The 12,058-nt window shown below is 65.4% G+C and carries 8 protein-coding genes; 4 read left to right on the top strand and 4 right to left on the bottom strand.

Annotated features, from left to right (window positions below):
• Nucleotides 1-162 precede the first annotated feature (162 nt).
• Together AAGI46_11445 and AAGI46_11440 are read right to left on the bottom strand one after the other, a co-directional pair.
• On the bottom strand, nt 163-1,395 hold the full coding sequence (locus tag AAGI46_11445; GenBank protein ID MEM1012820.1) for an LL-diaminopimelate aminotransferase: 1,233 nt from the start codon (nt 1,393-1,395) through the stop codon (nt 163-165).
• 62 nt (nt 1,396-1,457) lie between these two features.
• Entirely contained in the window at nt 1,458-2,492 is a 1,035-nt protein-coding gene (locus tag AAGI46_11440; GenBank protein ID MEM1012819.1) for a lysylphosphatidylglycerol synthase domain-containing protein, read from the bottom strand.
• Between the two features lie 128 nt (nt 2,493-2,620).
• Here AAGI46_11440 and AAGI46_11435 point away from each other — a divergent pair, with 128 nt between their 5' ends.
• Both AAGI46_11435 and metK read left to right on the top strand, forming a co-directional pair.
• Nucleotides 2,621-3,427 (top strand): tetratricopeptide repeat protein, encoded by an 807-nt coding sequence (locus AAGI46_11435; GenBank protein ID MEM1012818.1) that lies wholly within the window; start codon nt 2,621-2,623, stop codon nt 3,425-3,427.
• A 253-nt stretch (nt 3,428-3,680) separates the two neighbouring features.
• A complete protein-coding gene (metK, locus tag AAGI46_11430) occupies nt 3,681-4,934 on the top strand; it encodes a methionine adenosyltransferase (GenBank protein ID MEM1012817.1) in 1,254 nt (417 codons plus the stop codon).
• 21 nt (nt 4,935-4,955) lie between these two features.
• On the opposite strand, the gene AAGI46_11425 is transcribed toward metK, so the two are convergent.
• Nucleotides 4,956-5,651, bottom strand: coding sequence for an SDR family oxidoreductase (locus AAGI46_11425; GenBank protein ID MEM1012816.1), 696 nt, complete (start codon nt 5,649-5,651; stop codon nt 4,956-4,958).
• Nucleotides 5,652-5,742: 91 nt separating this feature from the next.
• On the opposite strand from AAGI46_11425, the gene AAGI46_11420 reads away from it, so the two are divergent.
• Together AAGI46_11420 and AAGI46_11415 are read left to right on the top strand one after the other, a co-directional pair.
• The gene (locus AAGI46_11420; protein ID MEM1012815.1) at nt 5,743-7,422 is read left to right on the top strand and encodes a sigma 54-interacting transcriptional regulator; all 1,680 of its coding nucleotides are present in this window, start codon (nt 5,743-5,745) and stop codon (nt 7,420-7,422) included.
• 525 nt (nt 7,423-7,947) lie between these two features.
• Nucleotides 7,948-10,770, top strand: a complete 2,823-nt coding sequence (locus AAGI46_11415; GenBank protein MEM1012814.1) for a choice-of-anchor Q domain-containing protein — start codon at nt 7,948-7,950, stop codon at nt 10,768-10,770.
• Between the two features lie 105 nt (nt 10,771-10,875).
• On the opposite strand, the gene AAGI46_11410 is transcribed toward AAGI46_11415, so the two are convergent.
• Nucleotides 10,876-12,058: IMP dehydrogenase (locus AAGI46_11410; protein ID MEM1012813.1), on the bottom strand; the 1,183-nt coding region annotated here is incomplete at its 5' end.

The following is a 12,058-nucleotide window of genomic DNA, read 5'->3' as shown; positions in this document are numbered from 1 at the left end:
GCTTCTCCTGCTTCTCTTTCCACCGCGCCAGCACCTCCGGCTCGACTCGCTCCTGGCGCGGGTGCACCGTCGACCGTAGCGATGGTCGACCGTGACAGGTCTTTCAACCGAAGCTGCTCTCTGACGACCGGCTTCATCACAGAGACGCGAGCGACACGCGATTCATGCGAGCGCCGATTTCACACGGGCGATCGCCTCTTCGACGTTCGCTCGACTGTTGAACGCGCTGAGTCGGAAGTAGCCTTCGCCACATTGGCCAAAGCCACTGCCGGGCGTGCAGACGACGCCGGCCTCCTGGAGCAGCTTGTCGAACATGTCCCAGGACGTGACGCCGGCGGGGCATTTCACCCAGGCGTACGGAGCGTTGTCACCGCCGAAAACGGTCAGGCCGGCGGACTCGAGGCCGGTCTTGATGAGGTCGGCGTTGGCCATGTAGCCGTCGACCAGACCTGCGATCTGCTGTTTGCCGGCCTCGCTGTACGCGGCTTCCGCGCCGCGCTGGACGACGTAGCCGACGCCGTTGAACTTCGTGTTCTGCCGACGGCTCCACAGGCCGTGCATCGCGATCGATTCGCCCGCTTTCGTCCGGCCCTGCAGCGACTTGGGCACCACCGTGAACGCACACCGCGTCCCAGTGAAACCGGCCGTCTTGCTGAAGCTGCGGAACTCGACGGCACACTCGCGGGCACCCTCGATCTCGTAGATGCTGTGCGGGATGGCCGGGTCGCGGATGAAGCCCTCGTACGCGGCGTCGAAGAGGATCACGCTGCCGTGCTCGCGGGCGTAGGCGACCCACTTGGTCAGCGTCTCACGGCTCGCGACCGCACCCGTCGGGTTGTTCGGGAAACAGAGGTAGATCACGTCCACCCGCTCGCTCGGCAGCTCGGGCGCAAAGCCGTTGGCCTCGCCCGCTTCGAGGTAGACCAGCCCGCCGTAGCGGCCGTCGTCTCCGGCTTTGGTGGCGTTGCCGGCCATGACGTTGGTGTCGACGTAGACCGGATAGACCGGGTCGGTGACCGCGATCGTGTTGCCCGGGCCGAGCACGTCGAGAAAGTTGGCGGCGTCGCACTTGGAGCCGTCGCTGATGAAGACCTCGTCATCGGCCACGTCGCAGCCGCGGGTGCGAAAGTCGTTCTCGGCGATGGCGTGGCGGAGGAACTCGTACCCCTCGCCGGGGCCGTAGCCGCGGAAGCCGACGTGGGTCGTCATCTCGTCGACGGCCTTCTTCATCGCCTCGGCCACCGCCGGCGCAAGCGGCTCGGTGACGTCGCCAATGCCGAGCTTGATGAGCTTCGCCTCCGGGTTGGCCGCCTGATGCTCGCGCACGCGCCGGGCGATCTCCGGAAAGAGATACCCGGCTTGGAGGTTGAGGAAGTTCTCGTTGACGAGTGGCATGACCGCCAGAGTAGAGCTGTTCGGGAAACGCAAAGGCTCAAAGAGGCAATGAGCCGCAAAGTTCAGAGTGAGGGCGAGGCTTTTTCACGATCCACTTCATCCTCTGCTTTGCGGTCCTTTGCCTCTTTGTGCCTTTGCGTTTCAACCAACGACCCCCGCAGCATCACGAGCCCAATGGAACTCAACACGAGTTCCACCATCGTGTGGTTCAGTCGCATGAAGACCGCCGTCGCTGTGGCTGCAGGCAAGCCGACGAGAAGCGTGAGCAAGGGAATAAACACCCCTTCGCGGACGCCCAGGCCGCTGGGGGTGACGAGCGCGCCGAAGTAGCTGAGGCACATCACCAGCGCTGTCACGCAGATCGTCTGCGGCAGGGCGGCAATGTCGGCCTCGGGGAGAAACGCCATCGCCGCACACCAGACGGCCAGGCCGTTGAAGAGCCATTGCACCAGCGACATCACCAGCGGCACGACGTAGTCCCGCGGCCCGGGCACCCTCGGCAGCGGCGGTCGCCGGAGCAGACGAAGCGTGCCGTTGGCGAGTCGGCTGAAGACGGGCGGGCTGAGTGCGACGAGGCCGACGACGATCAGGCCAACCAGCAGCCACGGTGCCGCCGGGAATTGCTCGCGGAGGGCCGGGTCGACGAGCAGGCCCCCGCCGAGGAGCGTGCCGGTCATGAGTGGCATCGCGTCCAGCAGCAGGAAGACGCCGACGGCCGTGGTCGCCGGGACGCCGAGCCGTTTGAGCAGCACGACGGCCGTTCCCGCGGCGGCGACTTTGCCGGGGACGAACTTGCCGAGCATCGGAATCCACGCGGCCGGCAGAAGCTCGGCGAGTGTCAGTCGCTTCTGCGCGAGCGTGTCGACAAGCGACCGCTCACTGAGCGCGATCGCGAAGTACATCTGTGGAAGCGAGAGCACGGCTGCGACGAGCCACATCGGCCGAACCGTCAGCCCGGAGAAGTCGGCGTCCCCCAGCTGCCGGCGAACGGCGAGGGTGACGAACGTGAGGACGACGATCGCGACGGCCCACTTGATCGCCGTCGTCCATCGACTTCGGGCGGATTTGGCGGGAATCTCGGGGTCGAGCGTCGTCATGGAAGGAGCGGACGCCTGCCGGGCTTGCGTCGCGGGCTCGTGACATTAAAGTTTCGGCGGCGGCATTGCCTGTCGCCGCGGTGGACACGAGGTCCGTCGCCGACTCCACGCTACAGGAGGTAGCCGCCATGCCTTTCTTGAACTTCCGTCTCATCTCGGCCGCCGCCGGGGTTGCTGCTGCTGCATTGCTTGCCGGTGGGTGCACCTCGGCCATCACGTTCTCGACCACCGAGCGATCGATGGGTCGCATCGCGCTCAACGAGGGCGACTATGAGACCGCGGCCGAGATTTTTTCCGAGCACGTCGCCAACAACCCGCGCGACTACAAGGCGCACACACACCTAGGTCAAACGCGGTTGGCGGCGGGTAACAACAAGGCTGCCTTGGCATCTTTCCGGACCGCCCTGGATACCCGAGTAATGACGGCCCGCGGCCGAGCCGACAAGCCGTACCGCGAGCTGATTATCGACGAATACGCGCGGACGCTGGCGCTCATCGACGCCGACGGCACGATGACGGCGACGCTCGACTCGCAGAGCTCGGGAGACGTCGAGAAGAAGCTGATCGTCGCCAAAGCCTTCGCCAACGCCGGCCAGCCCGACTCGGCGATCGCGGCGTTCCAGTCGGCCCGCCGGCTCGACAAGCGCGACTTGTTTGTGGCCAAGAGCTTCGGCCTGTACCTGGAGAGCATTCGCCAGGACATCGCCGCCGAGGAGATGCTGACGCAGGCGTACCGGATCGAGCCCTCCGACAACGAGGTCGCTGCCGGTCTGGTCCGGCTGGGCATCGTGCCGGGCCCTGCGATCTTGTCCCGCAACGAGTTAGCGAAGCCGAAGGTCCCGCTGGGCCCGCTGCCGCAGGTGCGGATGGCAACGCCCGAGCAGGAGGCAGAGACGGCAGCTGGAGCGAGCGCGAGCGACGCGGAACTGAACTGAGCCAGCTCGGTAGCCGTGGGCTTACAGCCCGCCGTTCAACCAGCGTGATATGGCGGCACCGAACGAGCGGACCGCGGGCGGTAAGCCCGCGGCTGCGCTGTTTTGTTGATTTTTCCTTGAAAACCAAAGCATTTTTGCCGGCGGCGTCCGCGCTCCACGTGGGCCACGTCGTGCATCGGTGGCATCGCCGGCGTCAATGCATACGCTGGCGACCCTCATTTCCCCTCAAGCCGCCCATGCGCTAGGAGCTGCCGTGCCCGCGAATTCCAACGTCGACCTTCCCGAAAATCACTACCTGTTCACCAGCGAAAGCGTGAGCATGGGTCACCCGGACAAGGTGGCCGACCAGATCAGCGATGCCATTCTGGACGCGTTGCTGACCGAGACGATCAACAAGGGCGAGAACGTCGCCGACGTCCGGTGTGCTGTCGAGACGCTGGTGACCACCGGCCAAGTCGTTCTGGCTGGGGAGGTTAGGAGCAAGGTCTACGTGGACATGCTCGAGATCGCACGCGAGACGATCCGCGAAATCGGCTACACGGACCCCGCCATGCGATTCGATTGCGACTCCTGTGGTGTGCTCACGGCCGTCCACGAGCAGTCGGCCGACATCGCTCGCGGCGTGGACAATGCCGAGGGCAAGGACACCGAGGAGCAGGGCGCGGGCGACCAGGGTCTCATGTTCGGCTACGCGTGCCGGGAGACCGACGCGCTTATGCCGCTGCCGATTCACCTGAGCCACCGCATCGTCGAGAAGCTCGCAGAACTCAGGAAAAACGGTGAAATGACGTGGCTTCGGCCCGACTCCAAGAGCCAGGTCACCGTCGAGTACGACGAGCACAATCAGCCGCTCCGCGTCGACACGGTCGTCGTCAGCACCCAGCACGACGAGTCCGTCGTCGAGGCCGGCGTGATCACCGATGCGGCGAAGCAGGAGCTGATCGAGAAGGCGATTTTGCCGTGTATCCCTGAAAAATACCTGCCCAAGGGGAAGGACGCGGTCACATACCACATCAACCCGACGGGCATCTTCGTCATCGGCGGGCCGCACGGGGACGCGGGCCTGACGGGTCGCAAGATCATCGTCGACACCTACGGCGGCAGAGGCCGGCATGGCGGCGGGGCGTTCAGCGGCAAGGACCCCAGCAAGGTCGATCGCAGCGCGGCTTATCTCGCCCGCTACGTCGCGAAAAACGTTGTGGCCGCAGGACTTGCAGACCAGTGCGAGGTTCAGCTCGCCTACGCGATCGGCGTCGCGCACCCGGTCAGCGTCAACGTCACGACCTTCGGCACAGCCAAGATCGACGAGGCCAAGATCAGCGACCTGATTCGCGAGCACTTCAAGCTGACGCCCAAGGGTCTGATCGCCGAGCTGGGTCTGCTCAAGCCGATCTTCCACCGCACCGCCCGCCACGGCCACTTTGGCCGAGAGCCAGATGCCGAGGGTGGATTCAGCTGGGAGAAGACCGACAAGGCCGAAGCCCTCAAGCAGGCTGCGGGTCTCTGATTGCAGGCCGAAACCGGTCGATTACCAGGGAAAATCGGCACCATCCAGGCCGATGAATCGACCGGCGTCGGCTGGCCCGAGCGTCTTGACGGTCGCGAGCATGGCGGTGACGGACTCCTCGACGGAGATGTCCGCGTCCGGCCCGCCCATGTCGGTGCGGACCCAGCCCGGTTGGATCGCCACGCACGTGATGCCCCGGTCGACCAGGTCCATGCCGAAGCCGCGCGACAGCATGTTGAGCGCCGCCTTGCTCGCCGCGTAGACCATCGGGCGACCGGCTCGGATACAGGCGATTGAGCCCAGGCCGCTGCTGAGCATCAGCACTTTCGAGCCGCTGCCGAGACGATCGAGCAGCGCTTGCGTCACGAGCATCGGCCCGACGACGTTGACGGCGAACACGTGCTGTGCGTCCTGGCTGACGATCCCGCCGAGCTGCTGCTGGTCGAGTTCCTTCGGCCCGTGCACGCCGGCGTTGTTGATCAGGAGATCGACGGCTCTGTCGACGTGATCCGGCAGGGCACGGCAGCTTTGCTCGTCAGCCACGTCGAGCGGTACGACGCGGCAACGCCCGTCGGACGACTCGGCGAGCTGCTGCAGCTCGGCAGCGTCTTCGGGCTTTCGGCAAGCGGCGAAAACGGTGTAGCCGTCGAGCAGGAGCTGACGGGTGAACTCGAGTCCGATTCCGCGGTTGGCTCCGGTTACGACGGCGGTTGGCATAGTGGTGAGCCTGCCTAGTCGGCGGGCAGTGTGTCAACGGCTCGAATTGTTTGCGCGTGCAACGGGCAGGTCGGCCGCTTACTTTGTGTGCATGAGAGAACCGCAACGCTCGACGGAGGAAGACCCGGCTTCCGGCTCGGCCGTCGTCGGTGGCGATCGGCCGGCAACGGAAAAGCGGACCCTGGCCGACCTCGGGCGGATCATGTCGAGCACGCTGGAGCTCAGCGACGCCTTCAAGGCCATGATGATGGCTATCAGCGACCGGCTGGGCCTGCGGCGTGGCACGCTGGTCGTCCTCGACGAAGCCACCGGCGAACTGCGGACCGAAGCCGCCGTCGGACTTTCGGGCGACGACATCCGAAAAAACCGATTCAGCCTCGGCGAAGGTGTGACCGGCAACGTGGTCGCGACCGGCAGGCCGCGCATCGTTCCCGACATTCGCAACGAGCCCGACTTCCTAAACCGGACAAGTCGGCTCAACCTCAACGACGTCGAGGGCGGATCGAGCGATCAGGTCAGCTTCATCTGTGTGCCGATCCGCGTCGACGATCGACCGGTTGGCGCGTTGGCGGTCGACCTGTCGCATCGGAGCGATGCCGAGCTGAACGACGACGCCGAGTTCCTCGAGATCGTCGCCGCGCTGCTGGCCCAGGCGATCCAGATCAACCGCATGGTCCTGCGGCAAAAGGAGGAGCTGATCGAGGAAAACCAGCGGCTCCGCCACGACCTGCGCGGCCGGTTCAAGTTCGAGAACGTCATCGGCGATTCGCCCGCCATGAACGAGGTATTCGCGACCGTCGGCCAGGTCGCGACCAGCCGGGCGACCGTGCTGATCCTGGGAGAAACCGGCACCGGTAAGGAGATGATCGCCAAGGCGATCCACTACAACTCGCCCCGAAACGACAAACCGTTCATCCGTGTGAACTGCGGTGCCCTGACCGGCACACTGCTGGAATCCGAGCTCTTCGGTCACGTGAAGGGAAGCTTCACGGGCGCGATCCGTGACAAGATCGGCCGATTCGAGGCGGCGGACGGTGGGACGATTTTCCTCGACGAGATCGGAACCATGGAGCCGCAGCTGCAGGTGAAGCTGCTCCGCGTCCTCCAGGAACGCGAGTTCGAACGCGTCGGCGACACGGAGACCGTCAAGGTCGACGTCCGCGTGATCGCCGCCACCAACGTCGACCTTCAGGAAGAGGTGGCGCAGGAGAACTTTCGCGAGGACCTGTTCTACCGGCTGAACGTCGTCAGCGTTTTCCTCCCGCCGCTGCGCAATCGGCGCGAGGACATCCCAGCCTTGCTGGACCACTTCTTGGAGCGGTTCAATCGCGAGAACAACCGGAACCTGCGTCGCATCAGCCGCGATCTGTTGACGCTGCTGACGCGGTACCCGTGGCCCGGCAACGTTCGCGAGCTGGAGAACGCCGTCGAGAGGGCGGTCGTGCTGAGTGCGACGGACGACTTTAAGGAGGAGCTGCTGCCACTGAGCGTCCGAATGTTCGCCCAGCAGGGCCGAAGTGCCGGCGGAGCGACCAGCGAAGCGACGGTCGACCAGCTGTCGCGTCGGCTTGCGGAGGTCGCCGTTTCCGGGACCGAAGCCGACGAGGGGCACATCCACAGTGTCGCGATCGATGCGGTCGAAGGTGCGTTGATCGAGCGTGCGTTGTCCAAGTGCGGCGGCGTGAAGACGCGTGCCGCCGACTTCCTGGGCATCAACCGCAACACGCTGAACAAGAAGGTCAAAGAGCTCGGACTGCAGTCAGATGATTGAGGTGCACAGCACCTCGCGTGCGACGTAGCCCCCGCGTCAGCGGGCGCGTCGAACGTTCGGCATCACTCCAAGCCACAAATGTCAACGTGTGTCGATGCGACGCGAGTTCACCCAGCACGTCAGCCTGCCCCACGTCTTACGAGACGTGTCTCCTGCGCCGCTGAGCCAATTTCGACGGGCGTGAAAGCTGGGAAAGTTGTGCCAACTGCGAGTCCGAAGCCGGTGTTGCGGCCCGAAATCGCCGGTCCGAGGGTCGGGTTGGGCGTGCCCGATCAATTTTCGTTGGCCTTCTGCGCCCGGACGATTAACGTTGCGAACATTATAAGGCCTTCGCTCGTGCGAGGGTCGGCGATGGTGCGCTGCCGAGGTATTGCCCTCCTGGCGGCCCGGTGCGTCCGTCGTTCATGTGTTGCGGGAAGAAGTGCCCATGGTGGGTGCATTCGCCGCGGACACATACGTCCACGCACCATCTGTTTGTAAGTTTCACCACCAAATACCCGGACTTAGTTCCGAAGGGCTGAATCGATGCGTCAAACGACCCCTACTCGCCGCAAGGCAACCCGTAATCGGCTGATCGAGAACCTCGAGACCCGCCGTCTTCTGGCCACGTTCACCGTCGACACGATCTCGGACGTGACCGACGAGCTGGACGGCCTGACCACGCTTCGCGAAGCGGTCCTGGAGGCCGAGGCCTCGCCGGGCGCCGACGAGATCGTCTTCGATCCGACGGTCTTCGCCACGCCGCAGACGATCACGCTCGCTGAGGGCCAGATCATCATCGGCACCGACTTCGCCGCCAGCGACCTGACGATCACCGACTCGGCAGCGGGCGTGACCCTCGACGCCAACGACGCCAGCCGGCACTTCGGCATCGACGGCGACACGACCGACGACGGCATGGCCGACCTGGTCTCGAGCCTGACGCTCAACGGCCTGGTGCTCACCAACGGCAACATCGCCGCTGATCTGACCGACCCGCTCAACCCGACGCGTGGCTCGGGCGGCTCGGTCTTCGTCGAGAACCTGGCGACGTTCGTCGCCAACGGCACGTCGTTCATCGACAACGAGGCCGGTGACGGCGGTGCGGTCATCAGCATCGGCAACACCACGCTCAATGACGTGACGGCGACGGGCAACGTCGCCTCCGACCCGGACTCGGGCTCGAGCGGTGGTGCCATCTTCGGCAGTGCCGGCACGCTGACGATCAACGGCGGCACGTACACGAACAACCTGGCCGCTGAGAACCCGAGCGGTGCAGGCGGCGGCGGCGCGATCCGCGCGTTCACGCAGACGACAGTCACGGACGCCGTGATCACGGGCAACAACGCCAACTTCGGCGGCGGGTTCATGATCCAGGCCGCCCCTGCGACGCTGACGAACGTAACGCTGACGGGCAACACGGTGACCACCAGCGGCGGCGGTGCCTACCTCGACCCGGTTGACGGGCCAGAAGGTGGCGAGTTCTTCACGGGCCAGATCATCGTCGACGGCAGCACGTTCGATGACAACACCGCTACGTTCGGCGGCGGGTTCATCTACTTCGGCCTGGACGCTCCGCTGCCGGCACGCATGGGCCCCTCGGCAAATCCTGCCCCGGTCACCCCTGCCGGTCCTCTGGCCACGGTAACGACTTCCGAGAACCGGAATGACTTCGTCGATCTTGAGGCACGCGGCGTACGCGATACCTCGATCGGGCTTGAGCGTGACACCTCGCTTAGTGCGACGTCGCAGTTCGGGCGAGATCCGATCGGTGACCTCGGGCTTGTTGTGACGGGCACCACCATCTCGAACAACACGGCATCGTCGCTCGGCGGTGGCGTTCTGGCCGACAGCGGCAGCGTCAGCTTCGACAACACGCGATTCGTTGATAACGAAGTGCTCGGTGCGGTGGGCGATGGCGGTTCCGGTGGTGGCCTTTGGGCTGCAGACACCGAGCTGCTTATCACCAACTCTGAGTTCAGCGGCAACAGCGCCGTCAACCAGACAGCCCCCGTCGATCCCGACACGTTCGGCCCCGACTACGGCTTCGGCGGTGCCCTGGAAGTCCAGATCAGCACGACCGACCCTGCCGTCGGCTTCGGTGCTGACGTCTACAACGTCACGATCGTCCAGTCGACGTTCTCCGGCAACACCTCCGACGCTCGCGCCGGCATGAGCTTCAGCGCGTTCGGCGACACCGGTGCAACGGTCGATCCGGCCTTTGCCATCAGCATCACCCAGTCGACGGTCGTCTTCAACGACGGCTTGGACTCGGCGATCGTCATCCAGCCAACCGACACGTTCCTGGACGACGCCAGCAGCTTCACCATCGTCAACTCGTTCCTCGCCGGCAACACCGGCTTCACGGACGACGACGGCGATCCGCTGACCCCGCAGGTCCAGGAGCCGGCCAACTTCGGCACGACCGCTGCCCTGCCTGGTGGCTCGACGTTCGGTGTCGGTGAGACGGCAAGCAACACCATCCTCGGGACCGACATCACCTTCGACTTCGATGGTGATGAGCTCACCCCGGCAACGCCGGCCGGCTTCGCGACCGACTCGCCGGCGCTGGCTCCGCTGGCGACCAACGGTGGCTTCACCCAGAACCACCTGCCGCTGCCGGGCAGCGACGCGATTGACAACGGTGCCCCGGCACTGGCGGTTAATCCGGGTCCGGACAACGTTGCCGGTGACGATCCGGACACGCCTGCCGACGAGAGCCTGGACGACATCGCGCTTGTCTTCGACCAGCGTGGTGCTCCGTTCGATCGCGTGTTCGATGATCCGATGGTCGTCGACGACTTCGTCGACATCGGTGCCGTCGAACTCTCGGCCGCTCCGCCGGAAGTGGTCACCTCGTCGTACGACGCGGCCTTCCTCGAAGTCGTCTTCGAGTTCGACCAGGACGTCTCGGCCAGCCTGACGGGTGCGGACCTGATCGTCACGAACCAGACGACCAACACGCAGATTGACAGCACGACGGCGACCGTCGGGTTCGACATGCTGACGAACACGGCGACGTTCTCGCTGGTTCCGCTGGTCCAGGGCAGCCTGCTGACCAACGGCAACTACGAGTTCTCGCTGGACACGGCCGGCGTTGCCAACTCTGGCGGTGCCACGCTTGTCTCGTCGCCGTTCATCGAGGACTTCTTCCTCGCCGGCGACGCCGATCGCAGCCGCAGCGTGAACCTGGCCGACTTCGGCATCCTGCGTTCCAACTTCGGCGGCACGCCTGTCGATGGCTTCCTGAGCGCCGACTTCAACCTGGACGGTTCGGTCAACCTGGCCGACTTCGGCATCCTGCGTGCCAACTTCGGTCAGTCGGTCGCCGCTCCGGCAGACTCGCTGTTCAGCGACGACGAGCTCTAAGTCCTGCAACAACCACCGGCCGAAACGCCGGGATCAATCCAACGCAACGGCCCGCTCCTTCCGGAGCGGGCCGTTGTCATTGGCCAAAGGAAACCAGCGTTCCCGTCACCGCCCGGCCGTATCGATCGTGTAGTTCGGCGACTCCTGCGTGATCTGCAGATCGTGCGGATGGCTCTCGACCATGCCGGCCGACGAGATCCGACAGAAGCGAGCGTCGCGACGTAACTCGTCGATCGTCGGCGTGCCGCAGTAACCCATACCGGCTCGTACGCCGCCGACGAGCTGGTAGACGAAGTCGCGCAGCGGCCCACGGTAGGGGATTCGGCCCTCGACGCCTTCCGGCACGAGCTTGCCGCCTGGCGAGGTCGACTTCTGCCCGTACCGATCGGCCGAGCCCTTGACCATCGCTCCGAGGCTGCCCATGCCGCGGTACGTCTTGTAGCGACGACCGGCGTGGATGATGAGCTCGCCCGGCGACTCGTCGAGCCCCGCGAAGAGGCTGCCGAGCATGCAGCACGACGCCCCGGCCGCCAGGGCCTTGGTGATGTCGCCCGACATGCGGATGCCGCCGTCGGCGATGACCGGCACCTCGCCCGCCGTGCCGATCGCGTTCAGGATCGCCGTGATCTGCGGGACGCCGACGCCCGTCACGACGCGCGTCGTGCAGATCGAGCCCGGCCCAATGCCGACCTTCACCGCGTCCGCACCGGCGTCGATGAGGTCTTTCGCACCCTCGGCCGTCGCGACGTTGCCAGCGACGACGTCGATGTCGTGGGCGTCCTTCACGGCGCGAACCGTCTTGAGCACGTTCTCGCTGTGGCCGTGGGCGGTGTCGACGCAGACGACGTCGACGCCTGCCTCGACCAGCCCTGCTACGCGTTCCAGCTGCCCGACACCGACGGCTGCGCCGACGCGAAGTCGGCCGCGATCGTCTTTGCAGGCGTGGGGCGACTGGTGGAGCTTGTCGACGTCGCGCATCGTGATCAGGCCGGCGAGTCGGCCGTCGTCGTCGACGAGCAGGAGCTTCTCGACTTTCGATTCGTGCAGGATGCGGCTGGCGTCCTTCAGGTTGGTCTCGGGCGGGGCGGTGACGAGTTTGCCCTGTGTCATGATCTCGCCGACGGCTCGGTTGTCGTCGTCCTGCCACTTCAGGTCGCGCCGCGTCAGGATGCCCAGCAGCTTCGACTTACCGATCTCCGACCGCTCGGCCTCGGCCTCGAGGATGGAGCGGCGGGGCGTGTCGACGATCGGGATGCCGCTGACGTTGTACTCCCGCATGACGCGTCGG

Source organism: Planctomycetota bacterium, assembly GCA_038746835.1.
Lineage (GTDB): Bacteria > Planctomycetota > Phycisphaerae > Tepidisphaerales > Tepidisphaeraceae > JBCDKH01.
Note: the sequence above shows the minus strand (reverse complement) of the source record. Positions and strands in the feature narration are given on the sequence as shown.

Excerpts from the sequence above, each read along its gene's own strand:
- AAGI46_11445 (MEM1012820.1), bottom strand. The coding sequence starts at position 1,395 with ATGCCACTCGTCAACGAGAACTTCCTCAACCTCCAAGCCGGGTATCTC.
- AAGI46_11440 (MEM1012819.1), bottom strand. The coding sequence starts at position 2,492 with ATGACGACGCTCGACCCCGAGATTCCCGCCAAATCCGCCCGAAGTCGA.
- AAGI46_11435 (MEM1012818.1), top strand. The coding sequence starts at position 2,621 with ATGCCTTTCTTGAACTTCCGTCTCATCTCGGCCGCCGCCGGGGTTGCT.
- AAGI46_11425 (MEM1012816.1), bottom strand. The coding sequence starts at position 5,651 with ATGCCAACCGCCGTCGTAACCGGAGCCAACCGCGGAATCGGACTCGAG.
- AAGI46_11420 (MEM1012815.1), top strand. The coding sequence starts at position 5,743 with ATGAGAGAACCGCAACGCTCGACGGAGGAAGACCCGGCTTCCGGCTCG.
- AAGI46_11415 (MEM1012814.1), top strand. The coding sequence starts at position 7,948 with ATGCGTCAAACGACCCCTACTCGCCGCAAGGCAACCCGTAATCGGCTG.